General features: G+C 45.0%; 17 protein-coding genes, 2 tRNA genes and 2 pseudogenes. 11 read left to right on the top strand and 10 right to left on the bottom strand.

From position 1 onward, the window contains the following. Positions 1-65: 65 nt before the first annotated feature. Positions 66-1,127, top strand: coding sequence for an AAA family ATPase (locus FTU82_RS10715; protein ID WP_100534497.1), 1,062 nt, complete (start codon positions 66-68; stop codon positions 1,125-1,127). Position 1,128: 1 nt separating this feature from the next. Here the strand turns inward: FTU82_RS10715 and FTU82_RS10710 are convergent, their stop codons facing one another. Continuing rightward, the gene (locus tag FTU82_RS10710; RefSeq protein ID WP_100534748.1) at positions 1,129-1,557 is read right to left on the bottom strand and encodes a PH domain-containing protein; all 429 of its coding nucleotides are present in this window, start codon (positions 1,555-1,557) and stop codon (positions 1,129-1,131) included. 583 nt (positions 1,558-2,140) lie between these two features. On the opposite strand from FTU82_RS10710, the gene fadB reads away from it, so the two are divergent. The 4 genes and pseudogenes from fadB to FTU82_RS10690 all read left to right on the top strand — a co-directional run bounded on the left by fadB (position 2,141) and on the right by FTU82_RS10690 (position 6,711). Next, complete coding sequence (gene fadB, locus FTU82_RS10705; RefSeq protein WP_005173108.1) at positions 2,141-4,291, top strand: fatty acid oxidation complex subunit alpha FadB; 2,151 nt, start codon at positions 2,141-2,143, stop codon at positions 4,289-4,291. A gap of 12 nt (positions 4,292-4,303) precedes the next feature. Then, on the top strand, positions 4,304-5,476 hold the full coding sequence (gene fadA / locus FTU82_RS10700; protein WP_180001412.1) for an acetyl-CoA C-acyltransferase FadA: 1,173 nt from the start codon (positions 4,304-4,306) through the stop codon (positions 5,474-5,476). A 59-nt stretch (positions 5,477-5,535) separates the two neighbouring features. After that, positions 5,536-6,135 (top strand): annotated as a pseudogene (locus tag FTU82_RS16315) (ImmA/IrrE family metallo-endopeptidase); the annotation flags it as partial. Positions 6,136-6,285: 150 nt separating this feature from the next. Then, entirely contained in the window at positions 6,286-6,711 is a 426-nt protein-coding gene (locus FTU82_RS10690) for a hypothetical protein (protein ID WP_180001413.1), read from the top strand. Positions 6,712-6,806: 95 nt separating this feature from the next. Here the strand turns inward: FTU82_RS10690 and tehB are convergent, their stop codons facing one another. The 8 genes from tehB to FTU82_RS10650 form a co-directional block, all read right to left on the bottom strand. Continuing rightward, on the bottom strand, positions 6,807-7,673 hold the full coding sequence (gene tehB / locus FTU82_RS10685; RefSeq protein ID WP_180001414.1) for an SAM-dependent methyltransferase TehB: 867 nt from the start codon (positions 7,671-7,673) through the stop codon (positions 6,807-6,809). A gap of 213 nt (positions 7,674-7,886) precedes the next feature. Next, positions 7,887-8,159, bottom strand: coding sequence for a hypothetical protein (locus FTU82_RS10680; protein ID WP_180001415.1), 273 nt, complete (start codon positions 8,157-8,159; stop codon positions 7,887-7,889). Between the two features lie 110 nt (positions 8,160-8,269). Next, positions 8,270-9,019 (bottom strand): hypothetical protein, encoded by a 750-nt coding sequence (locus FTU82_RS10675; RefSeq protein WP_074383912.1) that lies wholly within the window; start codon positions 9,017-9,019, stop codon positions 8,270-8,272. A gap of 173 nt (positions 9,020-9,192) precedes the next feature. After that, complete coding sequence (locus tag FTU82_RS10670; RefSeq protein ID WP_074383911.1) at positions 9,193-9,696, bottom strand: hypothetical protein; 504 nt, start codon at positions 9,694-9,696, stop codon at positions 9,193-9,195. Positions 9,697-9,933: 237 nt separating this feature from the next. Next, on the bottom strand, positions 9,934-10,446 hold the full coding sequence (locus tag FTU82_RS10665) for a hypothetical protein (protein ID WP_225553284.1): 513 nt from the start codon (positions 10,444-10,446) through the stop codon (positions 9,934-9,936). Between the two features lie 283 nt (positions 10,447-10,729). After that, positions 10,730-10,805: transfer RNA gene (locus FTU82_RS10660), tRNA-Phe, on the bottom strand. Between the two features lie 136 nt (positions 10,806-10,941). After that, a tRNA-Phe gene (locus tag FTU82_RS10655) sits at positions 10,942-11,017 on the bottom strand. Positions 11,018-11,218: 201 nt separating this feature from the next. Next, on the bottom strand, positions 11,219-11,596 hold the full coding sequence (locus FTU82_RS10650) for a GNAT family N-acetyltransferase (protein ID WP_005095200.1): 378 nt from the start codon (positions 11,594-11,596) through the stop codon (positions 11,219-11,221). A 96-nt stretch (positions 11,597-11,692) separates the two neighbouring features. On the opposite strand from FTU82_RS10650, the gene hisB reads away from it, so the two are divergent. The 6 genes from hisB (at position 11,693) to FTU82_RS10620 (ending at position 17,021) form a co-directional block, all read left to right on the top strand. Beyond that, positions 11,693-12,286 carry an imidazoleglycerol-phosphate dehydratase HisB gene (gene hisB / locus FTU82_RS10645; protein ID WP_005095198.1) on the top strand — a complete coding sequence of 198 codons (594 nt, stop codon included), beginning with the start codon at positions 11,693-11,695 and terminating at the stop codon, positions 12,284-12,286. Further along, positions 12,286-12,903 carry an imidazole glycerol phosphate synthase subunit HisH gene (gene hisH, locus FTU82_RS10640; protein ID WP_180001416.1) on the top strand — a complete coding sequence of 206 codons (618 nt, stop codon included), beginning with the start codon at positions 12,286-12,288 and terminating at the stop codon, positions 12,901-12,903. The genes hisB and hisH overlap by 1 nt, the downstream gene beginning before the upstream one ends. Before the next feature lie 359 nt (positions 12,904-13,262). Then, a complete protein-coding gene (locus tag FTU82_RS10635; RefSeq protein ID WP_074383908.1) occupies positions 13,263-13,925 on the top strand; it encodes a 3'-5' exonuclease in 663 nt (220 codons plus the stop codon). A 406-nt stretch (positions 13,926-14,331) separates the two neighbouring features. Next, positions 14,332-15,102 carry a hypothetical protein gene (locus tag FTU82_RS10630; protein ID WP_074383907.1) on the top strand — a complete coding sequence of 257 codons (771 nt, stop codon included), beginning with the start codon at positions 14,332-14,334 and terminating at the stop codon, positions 15,100-15,102. Between the two features lie 199 nt (positions 15,103-15,301). Next, positions 15,302-16,036, top strand: a complete 735-nt coding sequence (gene hisA, locus FTU82_RS10625; RefSeq protein WP_074383906.1) for a 1-(5-phosphoribosyl)-5-[(5-phosphoribosylamino)methylideneamino]imidazole-4-carboxamide isomerase — start codon at positions 15,302-15,304, stop codon at positions 16,034-16,036. A gap of 64 nt (positions 16,037-16,100) precedes the next feature. Beyond that, on the top strand, positions 16,101-17,021 hold the full coding sequence (locus FTU82_RS10620; protein ID WP_180101321.1) for a DMT family transporter: 921 nt from the start codon (positions 16,101-16,103) through the stop codon (positions 17,019-17,021). Positions 17,022-17,084: 63 nt separating this feature from the next. Here FTU82_RS10620 and FTU82_RS10615 read toward each other — a convergent pair. Continuing rightward, positions 17,085-18,491: pseudogene (locus FTU82_RS10615) on the bottom strand (NAD(P)/FAD-dependent oxidoreductase). Positions 18,492-18,529: the final 38 nt, after the last annotated feature.

Raw genomic sequence — 18,529 nt, 5'->3', positions numbered from 1 at the left:
AAAAGCTCTAAATTTCAACCTTTAACTTTGCTATGCTCGAAGGGTCTAGTTTTGAGATGATTCGCATGACCATGCAGCAATCGGGCATCCATATTGTTCAACCATCCAGCTCCACCCATCACCCCTCTGAGCGTGATCGCCGGATTGGCAAACCGCGTTTTCATTTCGAGCCGAATCACGTGATGCAATTGCTGCGTGAACGGATGATTGGACAGGATGCCGCACTGAATGAAATTGAAAAAATGCTGCATGTGGTCAAGGCCGATTTCTCCAGTCCGGAGCGTCCACTCTCGGTCACCTTGATGCTCGGCCCAACCGGCGTGGGTAAAACTGAAACCGTGCGTCTGATTGCCGAAGCGATTTATGGTCGTCCGGATGCTTTCTGCCGGATTGACATGAACACTCTGGCACAGGAACATTATGCCGCGGCACTCACCGGTGCGCCGCCAGGTTATGTCGGTTCTAAAGAAGGTCACAGCCTGTTTGATGAAACGGCGATTGCCGGCAGCCATACCCGTCCCGGCATCATGCTGTTTGATGAACTGGAAAAAGCCAGTAACGAGGTGATTCGTGGTTTGATGAATGTGCTGGATACTGGCAGATTGACCCTGACAGCTGGAACCAAAACTATTGATTTCCGTAACTGCATGATCTTTATGACCAGTAATGTCGGCGCACAGGCGGCACAGCAATATCTGGAAAAACTCAGCTACCTGCCACAGCAAATACAGGCACTGTGCCTGAAACATGTACCCACCCAGCGCATTATTGAAAAAGTCATGCAGCGTAAATTCGATCCTGAATTTCTAAACCGGATTGACCGCAGCCTGCATTATCAGGCGGTACAGCATGATGCCCTGCCACGTCTGGTCGAAATTGAACTGGAAAAACTCAATAAACGCCTGCAACATCAAAACCGACAAGTACATTTATCGGATGCAGCCAAAGCCTATTTCTATCAGGGCTATGATATTCGTTACGGCGCCCGGCATTTGGGCCGCAAGCTGCGTACCGAACTGGAACCGGTTCTGGCGCTGTATTTTTTAAGCCAGCCCGAGCAGTTCAGTCTGCATCTGGACTGTGTCGATGGACAATTTGTGGTTCTGCCTGAGCAAGCAAAAGCTTAAATCATGCAGACTCACTATCCGTTTTATTTGCTTGAATTGCCTGTCTAAAAGCGGTCGGATCTGTAGGTGAAACCAATACAAATTTCTGCACGCCGTCTTCCCTATAGTCAATCCGCAGACGCTTTAAGGACAAGGCCGGTGCAATGATAGAGTGATCTGTCGGCTGGATGGACTGGATGGCGCTCAACGGAATCTGCCAGCTCAACCACAGGCTTTTAATACTCAGCACTCCATTTTCCAGCACATAGCGCGTACTCCACAGCGGCCACCACAGAATAATAATGGTCAGAATGTAGATGGCGGTGTGCAGTGGATATTGCTGCAGGGTACCTTTGGCCTGCATGGTCAGCAGCAGTTGCAGTAACAGGCCACTCATACAGATCAGAAAAGCGACCAGCCACCAGTCTTTTTTGGAACGAAATACCTGCATCGAGATCCCCATATCTATGTGCCTGATCATCATAAACAATTCTGTGCCAGATGACAGAGGTCATATTCAACAGAAGCACTGTTATTTCAGGCCTAGCATCAACATAGGCATGCTGGGGCTGAAATCCTCAGAAAACCCTCGACTAAAACAATCAACTGCAGTTTTATTGCGGCTGATCCGAAAATATCTATACATGCCTGCACGCCATGTACTGAGCGAGATTCAGCCCTGATTTTCCTTGTTCCACAGGCCGATAATTGACTGAATTGACCAAATAGCAGCAAAGCCTGCCCTTGAATATTGTCCACCCTGCTCCATATCAATCAGGCTAATCGATAAAAAATAATGAATTGAAACAGAATCTTTAGTTCAGGCTGTGGTCAAAAACGGCAACAAAAATACAGCGCAGATGGAATCGATTCGGCAAAAATTGATGACCCTTGCGTCACGGCTTGATACAACTTGTTATGTTCTTTTTGGATATAGTTATCGTAAGATTAGCGAAGTCTAAAAGTGCGCGGGATATGCGCATTTGCTTCACAACATCAACTTAGAAGTCCTCCAAAATAAAGGAGATCAGGGCATGATCCACGCTGGCAATGCCATTACCGTCCAAATGCTAGAGGACGGGATTGCAGAATTCCGCTTTGACTTACAAGGTGAGTCCGTTAACAAATTCAACCGTGCAACGATTGAAGATTTCAAGGCTGCTATTGAAGCCGTCTCCCATGCCGATATTCAAGGTCTGATTGTCACTTCAGGCAAATCTACATTTATTGTCGGTGCCGATATCACAGAATTCGGCGATAACTTTGCTCAGGGTGAACAAGCGATTGTTGACTGGGCGATGCCGGTACATGAAATTTTCAACAGCTTCGAAGATCTCGACATTCCTAAAGTGGCGGCCATTAATGGTATGGCACTGGGTGGTGGTTTTGAAATGTGTCTGGTGTGTGACTACCGTGTCATGTCAGAACAGGCGCAAGTCGGTCTGCCTGAAATCAAGCTGGGCATTTTCCCGGGCTTCGGTGGTACAGTGCGTTTAAGCCGTCTGATCGGTATCGACAACGCCGTAGAATGGATGGCCATGGCCAACCCGAAAAAGCCTGCTGCTGCACTAAAAGACGGTGCTGTAGATGCAGTGGTTGCTGCTGACAAACTTAAAGATGCTGCACTTGATCTGGTCAAACAGGCGATTCATGGCCGTTTAGACTGGAGAACCAAGCGTCAGGAAAAACTGGATCCGGTTAAACTCAGCCCGATTGAACAGATGATGGCGTTTAACTCATCGAAAGGCATGGTTTTGGCCAAGGCCAATCCGGCTCAATATCCGGCGCCAAAATTACTGCTTGATTCATTACAGGCCGGTGCGAGCCTGCATCGTGATGACGCGTTAAAAGTTGAAGCTGAAGGCTTTGCCAAAGCTGCAGTTACGCCACAAGCAGGTGCATTGATCGGTTTGTTCCTGAACGATCAGATCGTGAAAAAAACCTCGAAGCGCTACGAAAAAGGTGCGCATCCGGTAAACCAGGCGGCGGTACTTGGCGCTGGGATCATGGGTGGTGGTATTGCTTATCAGGCGGCGAGCAAAGGCACACCAATCATCATGAAAGATATTGGTAATCCACAGCTTGCATTGGGTATGTCTGAAGCGAACAAACTGTTGACCAAACAGGTTGAACGCAAAAAAATGACACCAGCGAAAATGGGTGAAACGCTTGCACGTATCCGTCCGACTTTAAGCCTGGAAGAGTTTAAAGAAGTGGATATCGTGATTGAAGCGGTAACTGAAAACCCTAAAATCAAAGCTGCTGTACTTGCTGATACTGAAAAATCAGTACGTGAGAACACCATCATTGCTTCAAATACGTCTACGATTTCGATCACGCGTCTGGCTGAAAGCCTGCAACGTCCTGAGAACTTCGTGGGGATGCACTTCTTTAACCCGGTACATATGATGCCTTTGGTTGAAGTGATCCGTGGCGCGAAGACCTCTGACGAAGCCATTGCAACGACTGTGGTACTTGCTCAGAAAATGGGTAAAACACCAATCGTGGTGAATGACTGCCCGGGCTTCCTGGTCAACCGCGTATTGTTCCCTTACTTCGGTGCATTTGACCTATTGCTTAAAGATGGCGCTGATTTCCAGCAAATCGATAAAGTGATGGAAAAATTCGGCTGGCCGATGGGCCCTGCTTACCTGATGGACGTGGTCGGTATTGATACTGGCGTGCATGGTGCAGAAGTGATGGCTGAAGGCTTCCCGGATCGTATGAAACCGGACTTCAAAGGTTCGATTCAAACCATGTATGAAAACAAACGTCTGGGTCAAAAGAACGACGTGGGTTTCTACAAGTATGAACTTGACCGTAAAGGCAAAAAAGCCAAAGTGGTTGATCCAACTGCATATGAGCTTGTGGCCTCTGTTGCAACTGTGGAAAAACGTGAATTTGACGCTCAGGAAATCATTGACCGTATGATGCTGGCTTTCTGTAACGAAACGGTTCGTTGCCTGGAAGACAACATTGTCGCGACTGCTTCTGAAGCAGATATGGCAATGATCATGGGTGTCGGTTTCCCTCCATTCCGTGGTGGTCCATGCCGTTACATCGATCAAACCGGTGTAGCTGAGTATGTTGCGCTTTGCAATAAGTATGCGCACCTTGGTAAAGCTTATGAAGCGCCAGAAATGTTGCGTGAAATGGCTGCTAACAACAAAAAATTCTACGGTTAAGGAGCAACGTGAATGGCTACTTTAAATCCACGTGACGTTGTCATCGTCGATGGCGTACGTTCAGCAATGGGTAAAACCAAAAACGGTATGTTCCGCAATGTACGTGCGGACAGCCTGTCTGCTGAACTTGTCCGTGCCCTGATGGTACGTAACGAATTCGACCCGAATGAAGTTGAAGACGTGATCTGGGGCTGTGTGAATCAGACCCTGGAACAAGGGATGAACATTGCCCGTAATATCGCATTACTGGCGGACTTGCCGAAAACTGTGGCTGGTCAAACTGTTAACCGTCTTTGTGGTTCATCTATGCAGTCTATTCATACTGCTGCGGCGCAAATTGCGACTAACCAAGGTGATATCTTCATCATTGGTGGTGTAGAGCACATGGGCCACGTAGGAATGATGCACGGCATCGACCTCAACCCAGAAGCATCTAAGCATTATGCCAAAGCGTCTAACATGATGGGCTTAACTGCTGAAATGTTGGGTCGTATGAACGGCATTACGCGTGAAGAACAAGATGCGTTTGGTGTGGAATCACATCGCCGCGCTTGGGCTGCAACGCAAGAAGGTCGTTTCAAAAACGAAATTATTGGTGTTGAAGGTCACGATGCAAACGGTTTTAAAATCCTATGCGACGTAGATGAAGTGATCCGTCCGGATGCCAACATCGAATCATTCCGTGCTTTACGTCCAGTGTTCGATCCGAAAGGCGGTACAGTGACTGCGGCAACCTCTTCAGCCTTGTCTGATGGTGCTTCTGCAATGTTGCTCATGTCTTATGAGCGTGCACAAGCCTTAGGTCTTAAGCCACGTGCCGTGATCCGCTCTATGGCAGTTGCAGGTTGTGATGCTGCGATCATGGGTTATGGCCCGGTTCCGGCAACGCAAAAAGCCTTGAAACGTGCTGGCCTTGCCATTTCTGATATTCAGACTTTTGAATTGAACGAAGCCTTTGCTGCACAAGGTCTGTCTGTTCTTAAAGGCTTAGGCATTTATGACAAACAGGACATCGTAAACCATAACGGTGGTGCGATTGCGTTGGGTCACCCACTCGGTTGTTCTGGTGCGCGTATTACCACGTCTTTGCTTAACGTGATGGAACAGCAAGATACGCAAATTGGTCTTGCGACCATGTGTATTGGTTTGGGTCAAGGTATTGCGACAATTATCGAACGTGTTTAATTCTTAAATACTCAGATAAAAATAAACCCCGCTTAGTGCGGGGTTTTTTTATACAAAAAAAAGAAATTGATGCCCTTTCTTTTTTTGATGATGAATCAGGCTCACCGTTTATTTTTTTGAATGATACAAAATCTGCCGAACGGGTAAGATTCGATTGTGCGCATGAATTAGGCCACACCGTTATGCACACACATAATAAATATGTCCGCAATGAAGTAGACAATCGCATTTTAGAAACTGAAGCAGATAAGTTTGCTTCAGAATTTTTAATGCCTACTGAAGGTTTTTTAAGTACAGTTCCTTCTTATTTAACGATTGAAAATATGATCGACTATAAGAAAGTATGACGAACATCTTTAAAGGCTATAAATTATAAATCGCATAAATTGCAACGTATAACAGATTGGTTTTATCGAAGTAACTCTATGAAAATTAATACCTTAGGTTATCACATTAATGAGCCTAACGAAACTCACCGTGATGAAAGCGTAATGCTTCCTAAATTAATTTTAACATTAGCTTCAGATCCAAAATTTAGTAAGCAGAAAATGCTCGATGAAATTCGTATATCTGAAAAAGACTTTAATGAACTAACATTTGATTCTTTAATTAAATATGAAGAATCTAAACCTCGACCAAAACTTTATGTCATTAGTTAAAGCTCTTCGGAGCTTTTTTATTTAAACTAGAATGTTATCCCTTTGTAAAATTGGTTTATTTTTCCACCATTAAAATCTTAATTATGAATCGCTTAAATTTTATCTGTGTATGATCAAGCCTCTTTTTTCCTACTTCCTTAAGGGGTTTATATGAACATGCTTAAAACAATGCTTGCGACTGCAATCGTAGCAACTTCTGCATCTGCAATGGCAACTGAAGCTCAAGTAGCACCTGCTGCTACAACCACTACAGTTCAAACTGTTGCTACAGAAGCGGTTGCGCCTGTGCAAGCAAAAGTTGAAGCTGCTCAAGCCACTGCTACAGATGCAAAACAAGCAACTGAAGCGAAAGTTGAAACAGTAAAAGCTGAAACAACTGCTCAAGTAGAAACTGCACAAGCAACCGCAGAACAACAAGTTGAAGCTGCAAAAACAGAAGTAGCAGAAGCAAAAGAAGCAACTGTTGAAACTGCTGCTGAAGTAAAAGAAGCGACTACTGAGAAAGCCGAAGCTGCTCAAGCAGACGTAAAAGCTGAGAAAAAAGGCTGGTTCTCTTGGTTCAAAAAAGCTGCTTAAGATTTTTTGAGCATAAAAAAGATGTCAGCCTGACATCTTTTTTTGTTTTGAACACTCTCATTTTAATTCAAGAGTTTAACAGCAGCTTAAAGCACTTATTCGACCTTTTGCGCTAACATGGTCGCAAAATGCTGTTTAATCCGTTGGCCCTGCGCATCCACCCGATGCAGCTCACCAATATTTTCATTGTATTTCACAATCTTCCAGTCCTCATAATAAGCCCGTAACTCGCCCGGCTTAAAGCTAAATGGAAAATCGGGCTGTACCGGAATCTCTGGCGTATCCATCGCACAGACAATCAGGTTATAACCACCCGGCACGGTGGCCTGCTGCATCTGCGCAATCAAGGGTGCAATGGTTTTGGCCTCGAGGAACATCATCACCACGGTGCAGTAAATGAAGTCATACTGGCCTGTAATACTGGTATCTGTGTTGAGATCACGGCGCTGGATCTGCACGTGATCAATGTGCTCCGTCTGCACAATCTGTCTTAAGGTCTGCAAACTGTTTTCATTGACATCCCAGGCTTCGACATTAAAACCATTCTGACTTAAATACAGTGCATTACGTCCTGTACCGCAACCGACGTCCAGCGCACGGCCACCCTTTAAATAGGGCATGGCCGCCAGCACTTCAGAATGGGTAGGATTCAACTGATATTTTTTGATGAAGTAATCTTCAGGCCGGCAATAAAAACGCAGCTGGCATTCGATATCCTCGCTGGCAGAAACAATCTTGTGCCAAGCCTCAGGTTCAATAAATGGCGGTTGCTGCGCTGGTGTAAACACATGTTCAGATTGCACCGCACCGGATGCTTCCAGCATGGCAAAATGCAACTCACCTTTAAGTAACGTCAGTTTGGCCCAAGTCCCTGCTTTGGTATTGTGCTGATTCTTGAAGCCCTGAGGAATACTCTTTTCTGTCCAGACCGGAAGTTGCTTATAACAAATCAGTTCTTGCATCAATATCGCCCTCCATCTCATGCATGCGCCGCCTGTCATGCTTATAGCGACGGTTTTATTCATTTCAGCATAGCTGGTTCAGGCCGGAATTGGAATCAGCGCTTATTTACGCTGTGCCAATACAGCAGCAAGATGCAGACCAAATCTGGAAAATAAAAAAGCTGCCTCGATCGACAGCTTGAGTTTAGCCAGAGAATGAATAGGGTGACTGGATTAATGCAGTAGTTCTGATTGTAGCCAGCGCATATAATTTTCCTGATCCATAAAATCCGGCGCGCCTCCCAGATCCAGACTGAAATACTGCTGATTAAACTGGATGACAATCTGTTCGGTATAGTGCCAGTCTTCTATCAGCTTGAAATATTGATTCAAGAAAAATCGGCTCCTGCCCTCATTATTCAGACTTTGTAGTTTTGGATCTGTTTTATTTGCGACAAACTCACCGTACATCTGCTGAATATCAGCAAAAACCTGAATTGTTTGCATGACTCACCTGCCTGAATGTTATGTCGTGATCTGTGCGACCCCTCCAACTTAGCAAGCGAGTTTGAACAGCAGATGACAGTCCTATGGCAATCCTGTGATCGCCTACAGGATTATAACTTGTTTTCAACCGCTTTCTGGTTTGCTGTCGCAATCTGTTGCATCTGTTTATTCAGATTTAATATTTCTTTATACAGCGCATTAAACTCTTTCACTGCTTTATCTTCATAAAACATGAAAGTTTTATTTTTCTTTTGCCATTTATGCTTTTTCAATACGGCAAATAAGGCATCTGCCTTGGCCAGACTTTGTTTCTCAATCTCAAAGATCGCATGGGCATTACTTTGCTGTTGATCGGCTTGCAGGTTCGCGGTCAGCTGCTGGCGATAACGGTTTTTAATATCCAGTTGCTGTGCCTTATTGATCAGCTCGGCATCACGCTGCTGAATTTGCTGCTGATAGCTGTTCACAATTTGATGCACTTGCTTGAGCATGGCTTCAGTTTCTTTATAGTCTTGTGCCTGATCTTTGGCCAGACGGTCGATATCCAGAAAATTCTGCCAGTTGGCCGCTTTTAAATCACGCAGGTACTGATTCCGCTCCTCGGCACTGTCGCGCAATTGACCCAGCATGAATTCAGCCATGATGGCATAGTCGCCATCCAGACGGTCATCTTCAAGCTCAAGCTCAATCGGCTTAGACCAGTCCTGTGCTTGCTGCGCAATGCTCTCGGTTTTTTCTTCAAGCACAGTTTCATATTCGAGCAAATCAGCCTGATGTTTTTTCTGGGCAGAGTTTTGATAAAACAGCCCGATAAAAATTGCCAGTGTCACAGCGGCTAAAATCATAAAAACACGCGGCATGCACATGCTCTCCTGCTGCAGGTTATGTATAGATTTCCTTTTTATCAATATGCTTATTTTTTAAACAAAAATCAATTCTTCTATACAAAACCTCTGCAAAGGCACGGACTGTTCCAAAAGGAAATTTGATCACCATTGCTGTTTTAAGCTCGCGCTGTATCGTTTGACTTTATCTAGCAACCATTCGCAGCACACCATTCATTCAGCAGCGTCCGGTCAATATTATTCAGGTTGAATTGTTCTCGGGCAGCCTGAACCGAAGTTGCATTACGGTTAATACCAAATGGCACCAGCATCAGATAAATACCATCACGTGGGTCAGCAGAGCGTAAACCATCCGCAATCGCCTGCACATACTGTTGCAGCCCCGGTGGCAGGCTATCCAGTCGTGCCGGATTGCTGCTAGGTAGAATGTCGAGATCACCCGCGAAATCAGCATTAACCGTGTAGTCCTGCAATTCGCGTTCAATCTTCAGCATCCGCATCTTTAACGCTTTTTTCTGGCTGGATTGTTGTTGCAGGGGAAGCATGAACTCTGTTTCTTCACGCAATTCACGGTCTGCCATCACGGTCAGTGTCGGTAAAGTGACAGATTCTGGTGCGGCATGTGCATTGACCAGATGCAGCACAGAAAACAGGCTTATTAATACAAGGAAAGTTGTGCTAAGGGGACGCATAAGGAAAACCTCCGCATCTTCATTTCAGGGGGAGATACCTTATTGTTCCTTAAACTTGTGTAAATATGATCAGTATTACTGTGAGGATTGATACACGGTCATGTCAGCCTGATCACTGGCGCATATTTCGAGCTGGTTTTAAGCGGGCGATTAGAAATTAATGCTCCTTTTACCGTAAATTTTAGCAATAAAAAATCCCCGACTGGCGGGGATGGATAGGTAGCATTGGACAGTATTTCAGGGCTGTTTCGGTAATTGTATGACAGCAGGTACATTAAGGTGATTTTCAAGCAGGTCGATATTCACCTTGTCCAGATTGATCTGGATTTTCATATTGCGATCTGGCTGCAGGCTGTTACTCCGATCAATGCCAAAATTCTCCAGAATGGTATACAGCCCTTGGGTTGGATCACTGGATTGCAGTCCCTGGGCAATGGTGAGCACGTACTGCTGTAGTGCCGGTGACAATGAATCTAAATCAGGTGCTTTTATGGGCTGGATCTCGAGGTTTGCCACCACATCAGGATTGACCATAAAATTCTCTGCATCCCGGGTACCACGAATCACCTGATGCTGTAAGGCACGCAGATTCTTTTCTTCCTGTACAAAAGGTACATAGCCGGTTTCATTACTCATTTCAGGTTCAGCCATCACGGTCAGGGTTGGTAGCGTCACCACCGCTTGCTCGTCCTCGGCTTGCGCTCCGATGCTGTAAACACCGAGCATGAGTCCGAATATAGACATTTTCATGATATTCATTGGTTTGCCTTTCCCCTATTATTGATGGCCCAAATACTGCAACTGACGATGATCCAGTCTATTTTCAATATTCTTATCTACTAGATTACATTGATTAATTGGATAACTCATGCTTGCTCAGATGAATGGCAACTCATGTGAATCATCCCGGAAATAGCAGAGCACAGACTCATCGTCTGAAAGCCGAATAGTGAGGCAAAACCACTGTTTTCAGCTGAAAGACAAAATGACAGGCGAAAAAAAACCTCAAACAATGTTTGAGGTTTTTTGAATATGGTGGCGAGACCCAGGATCGAACTGGGGACACACGGATTTTCAATCCGTTGCTCTACCTACTGAGCTATCACGCCGATGCGGTGTATTAAGCCGTATCTGGCTGCATTAGTCAATCAAAATTATAAAAAAAATAATTGAATGACTGAATTTTGGTCTAAAAAAAATCCCTGATGGGATCAGGGATTGAAAACTTTAAAATGTTTTAAAATATGGTGGCGAGACCCAGGATCGAACTGGGGACACACGGATTTTCAATCCGTTGCTCTACCTACTGAGCTATCACGCCGATGTCGCGTATTAAACAGTTTCAGCTTTAAATCGTCAAGAGCGCAGAGAATAATTTTCATCAAATGTTTACTTTTCCATCAACTCGCATCAATTTGAGTCATAAATTAAACAGTTTTTACCAAAGACTTCACCAATAAAACAAATCTGCGGTCTTATTTACAAAAAAGCAGCCCGAAGGCTGCGACTGCTTGATCTATTTTTAGATTTTTTCCAGATTGGCCAGACAACGATGGATGGCACCACACCCCGGCACAAAATTCTTGACCCCTTTTTCTTCTTCCATGCGGCAGACTTCACTGACCAGCCTTTCTGCAACGCCACGCCCGCGGTTGGCCGGATGCACCACGATATTTTCCAGAATCCGGCTTTCTCCCTGTCCGGTGCACCAGATTGCCCCGATAATCTTGGTATTAAATTCTGCACTATAAACTGAGGTATACTGTGTAAGGTTTTGCTCTAGTTGTTCCATGGCATCTGCCCCATCGCTAAATTCAGGGCTAGTGTCATACAGTCGCTCAAGCTGGCTGCGCACTTCATCATTTTCTAAAGAAGTATAAGCATGTACGGTAATAGGCATTGATAAACCCTCCTGAGCAATCTAATATGCAGTGACGTCGTCACGGCGAAAATATTTTCTACATCAATCATTTTGACGTATTTGAGGAACGTGTCTATGACAGATCGTATCAGTGAAGTGGTAAGAAATACCAACGAAACCAAAATTCGAGTTCGTTTGAATCTCGACGGTACTGGTCAAGGCACCTTAAACACGGGTATTCCATTTTTAGACCATATGATTGATCAAATCAAGCGTCATGGTTTGTTTGATATTGATATTCATTGTGAAGGCGATCTGGAAATTGATGACCATCATACCGTAGAAGACTGTGGTATTACCTTGGGTCAGGCTTTTGCACAAGCGCTGGGCGATAAAAAAGGCCTGAAACGCTACGGTCACTTTTATGCACCACTCGATGAATCTTTAAGCCGTGTTGTGGTGGATCTGTCCGGTCGTCCAGGCCTGTTTATGGATATTCCATTTACCCGTGCCATGATCGGCCGTTTTGATGTGGATTTATTCTCTGAATTCTTCCAGGGCTTTGTCAATCATTCATTGATGACCGTGCATATCGACAACCTGAAAGGCAAAAACAGCCATCACCAGATCGAAAGCGTATTTAAAGCTTTTGCGCGTGCGCTGCGTATGGCCTGTGAAGTGGATCCGCGTGCTGCGAACACGGTCGCTTCAACCAAAGGAACGCTGTAATGACCCGTATTGCCCTTCTTGATTATGGCATGGGAAATTTGCACTCTGCAGCAAAAGCACTCGAACATGTCGGTGCCACGGTTGATGTGACCAATGATCCCAAATTGATTGCGCAAGCAGACAAAATTGTCTTTCCGGGTGTAGGCGCCATGCGTGACTGTATGCAAGGTATGCATGAAGCAGGTATCGATGAAGTGGTACGCAATGCAGTGTTTAACAAACCGGTACTGGCAATCTGTGTCGGTATGCAGGCCTTGATGCAGCATTCTGAAGAGAATGGTGGCACAAATGCGCTGGGTATTTTCAAAGGTGCGGTCAAGCATTTCCCGGAAATGGCCGGTCTAAAAGTGCCACATATGGGCTGGAATCAGGTACATCAGGCCAATCCAGACCATCCGATGTGGAACAATATTGAACAGGATGCGCGGTTCTACTTTGTACATAGCTACTATGTCGAGCCACAAGATTCAGAGCTGGTAGCTGCCAGCTGTACCTATGGCATCGAGTTCTGTACCGCAATTCATAAAGAAAACCTGTTTGCGACCCAGTTCCATCCGGAAAAGAGCCATACCGCAGGTTTGCAATTACTGAAAAACTTTGTGGACTGGAAAATCTGATTTTCCTTTCACTTAAAAAGCTCGCAGATTGCGGGCTTTTTTATTCGTTCAGATTAATCTACCACCAGAATCATGACTATTTTTTAGTCACTAGAATTATTATTCTGCTTAGTCAAGCCCTTATATTTAAACAATAATTAAAGCATATGGGAATAAAATAATGTATCAATACTCTCACACTCGTGAATCAGCCTTAAACCCAAATGGATGTTTTGACCGCCTGTCTTATCTGGCTGGAACATGCTGATGACCTTGTCGCTCCTGATCCTCATTCCGCTGGTCAATCTAGGCTTTATTTTTGCTTAAACGTAGAAAAGTAATTAAGCTGAGTGCCCAAGCCCAGTGAACTATTGATAATTATGGAAGCGCTCCAGCCGACAATACTGCCGAGCAAAGAACAGATCCAGGCCTTTCCTGTATTTCAAAATCTTCCCATGCAGCAGATTCAACTTATTCATAGTCTAGAACAATGTCTGGCTGTTGAACAGGAGCTGAAAAGCTGTGCACTATTTGGCTTTGATTCTGAATCCAAACCGACCTTTAAAGTCGGTGAAATCTCTACCGGGCCACATCTAATTCAGCTGGCCACTCTAGACAAAGCCTATTTATTTCAAATGAACCCGGCCATCTGGGCTTTTCTTGCACCAATTTTTGCCAATCGTGATCAGATCAAGGTTGGTTTTGGCCTGAAAAATGATGCGCATCTGTTTCGTAAACGAGGCATAGAACTGAATAGCGTGATTGAGCTGTCGAAATGCTTCGGTCATTTTGGTCTAAAAAATCCGGTCGGACTGAAAAATGCCATCGCCCTGTTATTTGGACTAAATTTCCCTAAATCGAAACGGATTAGCACTTCCAATTGGGCCAGTAAAAACTTAAGTGCAGCCCAGATTGACTATGCAGCTGCAGATGCCTATGCGCCAGTGTTGGTATTTGAAGAATTGCTGCGCCGAAATCTACTCCCCAAAGAGATTCCGAATACATCACTGAAATTACGTCTACGCCCTTCGTCAAGGCTTTAATGTCTTCAGCACACCGCAACAATGTAACTTTGTGTAAATCAGATTCTGCCCCAAAAGTTGGCAATATTAAGACTGCTTAAATGCCCATCCCAAGTGAATTTAGCAACTTTCAGCGTCTCTTTAACTTGGAACTTAACTTCAGATAGAATCATGCCCAATCTTGAGGCATAAAATCTCAAAAAGCACCATAAAATTCAAATTAATTTACTGATTTTATTTACATTTTAAAACAATAACCATTTTCAAACTTAGCAATTTGAATATATTCAACTTTTTATAATTTCTTTATTTTTCATGATCTATTTGCAGTTTCTCCGTTCTGTTTTTTATTAAAAAATTTGCTAAAACATGAGCCATCTTATTCATCATCCGATCAGGATGTGCATGTTCTAGAGGGTTAATACACATGTTCAGTTTATTGAATGAAAAAATCAGTGGCGTGCTGAGTCTGGCACTGCAAGGGATTACGACAGCACTGGGTGTGCTGACTAAAACGGTGATCACCGTGGTAGATGAAGTGGTATCAACCGTATCGGATCTGACTGCGCCTCTTAGCGCTCAGCTCGGTGCACTGCCCGTTGTCGGAGATCTGCTATCGACCGTCCTGAATGTCAGCACTGGTCTGGTCAGTGGCGTCAGCGCAGGTGTACATGCCATCTCGGACCAGTGGATTGCAGGAGACTTAGCAGGCGGTGTTAATACTGCCTTGAATGGTACGACTGATCTGCTGGGTCAGGGTCTAGGGGGTGTATCTGACATTCTGGACAGTGTGCTTGCCGCTACGGCTCCATTGACTGCTCCATTGGCTAACTTACCGATCCTGGGTGATGTGGTGACCGCGATTGGGCAGACTGGCAGCAATCTAAGTGGTCTGGTCGATGAAACCGGACAATATGTGGCAGCAATCAATCCACTTGAGCTGATTAACAATACCCTAGAAAATCCGGTCGCCAGTGTCGGCGGCGTAATTCAGGATGTATCGGGCACACTGGATGCCCTGCTCAATGACCTGGTTCCGGTCACGGACGTCGCGACCAGCCTGCCAGTTGCAGGTACGGTGGTCGGTTTAGTGGGTGAAACTGTCAGTACAGTCAATCAGGGACTTTATGAGTTGGGAGCGCAGCTGGGCCAAGTCAATTCACTAGACCATCTGTCTCAAACTTATAGCTATGTCTAATCAGTGTGCCAGTGAAAATAAAGCAGATCGTATGCGCAGTCGCTGAATCATTAAAAGGATAAAAATAAATTACCTGACTGCGACCTGTCTTCGGACAGGTTTTCTTTATTGATACTGTTTAAGAGTTAGAAATTTCGACTTTATTTGCTAAGATGAACTCACTCAAATTCATTCTAAAGATTAAGCAAGGAGCGAAAGCATGCTGATCATCCCTGCAATTGACCTGAAAGATGGCAAATGTGTCCGTTTAAAACAAGGTCGTATGGAAGACGATACCGTATTTTCTGACGATCCGGTCGCAACAGCACAGCATTGGGTAAATGAAGGCGCTCGCCGCTTGCATTTAGTGGATTTAAACGGTGCTTTCGCAGGTACGCCTATCCATAAGCCAGTGGTTGAAGCCATTGCCAGAGCGCAGCCAGATTTACCGATCCAGATTGGCGGCGGTATCCGTTCGATGGAAACCATCGAGCATTATCTGCAAGCAGGCGTATCTTTTGTGATTATTGGTACCAAAGCAGTTCAGGATCCTGAATTTGTAGAAGAAGCATGCAAAAAATTCGCGGGTCATATCATTGTCGGCATTGATGCCATGAATGGCATGGTGGCAACCGATGGCTGGGCCAATGTGACGGATGTCAAAGCGACAGATCTGGCCAAGCGTTTTGCCGATGCAGGTGTATCCAGCATTGTCTATACTGATATTGCCCGTGATGGCATGATGCAGGGTGTGAATATTGAGCAAACCGTAAATCTGGCACAATATTCAGGTTTACCTGTGATTGCTTCAGGCGGCGTAACCAATATGGATGACGTCCGTAACCTGAAAGATCAGCCGGGCATTCTAGGTGCCATTACTGGTCGTGCCATTTACGAAGGTACATTAAGCCTGCGTGAAGCGCAGTTATTGCTAGATGAACAACAGGCGCTATAATTAAGCCTGCTGCACAAGAGGTCTTCGGGCCTCTTTTTTATTTGTTATTTTCCGATCTCCTGATATGTCGACCCTCATCTCCACTTTTCGCTCTCCCGCTCTGGCAGCCAAACTTCCGCAGCTTGCTTTAATTCTGATTACCCTGATCTGGGGCGGCAGTTTTATTACCGTACAATACGGGCTGAATTTTAGCAGTCCGATTATGTTTGTTGGGCTGCGTTTTGCTGCAGCTGCCATTGCCGTGACCCTGATCTCATTAAAATCTTTAAAAGGTATGACCCTCAAGGAGATTATTGCCGGCGCGGTGATTGGGATCATGATCGCCATCGGTTACGGCACCCAAACCGTGGGATTGCAAACGATTAGCAGCAGCGAGTCTGCTTTTTTAACCGCCTTGTATGTTCCACTGGTACCAATCCTGCTCTGGCTGCTGTTTGGTCAAAAACCACAGGTGATGACCTGGATCGGGGCATTGTTTGCCTTTATCGGGTTAGTGTTTTTGACTGGTAATGGCTTTGCAGCAATTCAGCTCAGTTTTGGACAAACTTTGACTTTACTTGGCTCCATTGCCATTGCCCTGGAGATTATTTTGATCAGTTATTTTGCTGAGCAGGTGAATGTACGCCGGGTCACAGTGCTGCAACTGATTTTTGCGTCCTTGTTCTGCTTTATGATTGCACCTGTTTTAGGTGAATCTCAGCTACCTGAATTTCACTGGCATCTGGCAGGCATTTTAGTCGGTTTAGGCATTGCCAGTGCGATGATTCAACTGGTCATGAACTGGGCACAACGTAGGGTAGATCCATCACAGGCAGCAATTATCTATGCCGGTGAACCGGTATGGGCAGCACTTTTTGGCCGACTTGCAGGAGAACGCTTACCTGCACTGGCACTGTTGGGCGGATTGATGGTGGTACTGGGCGTAATTGCCAGTGAATGGAAACCGAAGTTTTTAAAGCGGAAAGTAAAAGAACAAATCACTTAATTTCCTCTTTTTAATCCCCCCTAAATTCCCCTTTTAAGAAAGGGGAATTTTTTATATTTAATTTTAGAAAGATACCATCTTGCCCGGATTCACCAATGCTCCCAGTCCATAGGCAGTTTTGGCAATTGGAATCACCACAGGGGCAAGTGTGCGACCAAACAACATATCCTGATGCTAAATAGTGGTCAGCATATTGAAATCATCTGCCTTGCCACAGAAATCATCTGCAATCGCTTTACCGATACGCACCGTTTGCGCCACACCATGCCCACTCCAGCCTTGCACGGCATAAATCGGGAATTTATGGCCAAATTTACGGCTGTCGGCTGCACCATTCATGGTCAGATCCGTGGTTCCACTCCAGACAAAATCCAGCTCAACCTGTTTTAATTGTGGGAATACATGCTGAATTCGACCTAACAAATACTGATGGGTTTTTTCAGGACTCCAACACGAACCTGTCCCTTCACCACCAAATAAAATTCGGTTTTGAGACACACCCCGGTAATAATCAATCTGGAACTGGGTGTCGTAGACAGGCGCATCGGTTGGCAATAGCTCTTTTAAATTTACTTCTAAAGGCGCTGTGGTACATACATAAGTATAAAATGGAATTGTGGTTCGATTGTTCTTTTGCAGCAGTTTAAACGAAGCATGATGTACGCCCATGACCACACTCTTACGCGCTTTTATTACGCCACTTATGGTCGTGACATAAATCCCATCTTCACGCTCTTCTACTGACACCACTTCAGTTTGCTCAAACACCTGTCCACCGTTTTGGCAGAAGCCATAAACCAGTCCACGGTTCAGTGCGAGTGGATGGATATGTCCCCCCAGCGAGTCAATTAGACCACCACAATAATTCTCTGAAGCAATATGCTGTTTCAGCTCATGCTCACCGACAATTTTGGTGTGGTCTTCACCTAAAAATTTACGTGCATCTGCCCCTTGAGTTAAACCAACCAAGTGCCCTTCATGCACTGCTGCGGTAATATGTCCACGTTTACGCTGTAGCTCAAGTTGGTATTTTGCTGCAATGTCATCGATTAAAGACATCGCTTCAGTAGAGCTAAAGTGCCAGAGTTTTTTCGCATCTGCATAGCTGAAATGCTCAATCATTTCTGACGCTTCCCAACGCGCTAGCCCTGGTGTGAGCTGTCCACCATTACGTCCTGAAGCAGCGCCACCAATGCGATTTTTTTCTACCAAAATGGTATCTATGCCATGTTCAGACAGATGGAGTGCTGTCGATGCTCCAAGTAGCCCACCACCAATCACCACCACATCACATTCAAGATCGGCATTTAAACCTGGAAACGCATGCCCAGTTTCGAGTGAGCTTTCATAGTAATTGGCAGGATGTTCAAAATTGCCATGTTTGGGATTAATCCAGTTCCACTCTTTGCCACTCTGTGTATTAATACTGGCTTTAAACTCGACATCTTCAATAAATTTTGGCTTATTCATTTCATCTTCTCACTATTACTTCAATACAATTGATTCGA

Source organism: Acinetobacter sp. YH12151 (genome assembly GCF_013418355.1).
Taxonomy (GTDB): domain Bacteria; phylum Pseudomonadota; class Gammaproteobacteria; order Pseudomonadales; family Moraxellaceae; genus Acinetobacter; species Acinetobacter pseudolwoffii.
Note: the sequence above shows the minus strand (reverse complement) of the source record. Positions and strands in the feature narration are given on the sequence as shown.